Consider the following 478-nt stretch of genomic DNA (forward strand, 5'->3'; position numbering starts at 1 on the left):
AGACCGGTACGGTGACGGAGACCGTGTACGACCCTGAAGAGGGCTCCACCGGGCTGGTGCTGTCGCAGAAGGTGACCGGCCGGGACGGGAAGGTGCTGCAGGAGACCTCTAACTCCCTTTCCGCGGACCGGCGCACGGTCACCGGGACCGTCACCCGCACCGCAGACAGCAGCGGGAAGCTCGCCGCCCGCGAGCAGACCACCTTCACCTACGACAAGTACGGGCAGGCCGCTTCGCAGACCGTCTCCTGGGCCGACGGCGCGGGTGAGGAGGGGCGGGGTGAGGGGCCGGGCGAGCTGAAGACTGAGGTCAGCCGGACCGTTGAGGGCGGGCGCCTGACCGAGACCACCACCGTGGCGCCCGGCACGGACGCCGAGACCTCCGCCTCGCGGGTGGTGGACCTGGCCACCGGAGCCGTGCTGGAGGAGATGGGGCCGGGCGGGCGGGTCGTCTCGCGGACGGAGTACGACCGCCAGGG

The 478-nt window shown here is 72.2% G+C and carries 1 protein-coding gene; it reads left to right on the forward strand.

The window, feature by feature from the left end; all coding sequences use genetic code 11:
- Window positions 1-23: 23 nt before the first annotated feature.
- Window positions 24-478: hypothetical protein (locus IF89_RS39625; RefSeq protein ID WP_158718168.1), on the forward strand; the 455-nt coding region annotated here is incomplete at its 3' end.

Source organism: Streptomyces sp. NRRL F-2664, from assembly GCF_000719345.1.
Classification (GTDB): Bacteria; Actinomycetota; Actinomycetes; order Streptomycetales; family Streptomycetaceae; genus Streptomyces.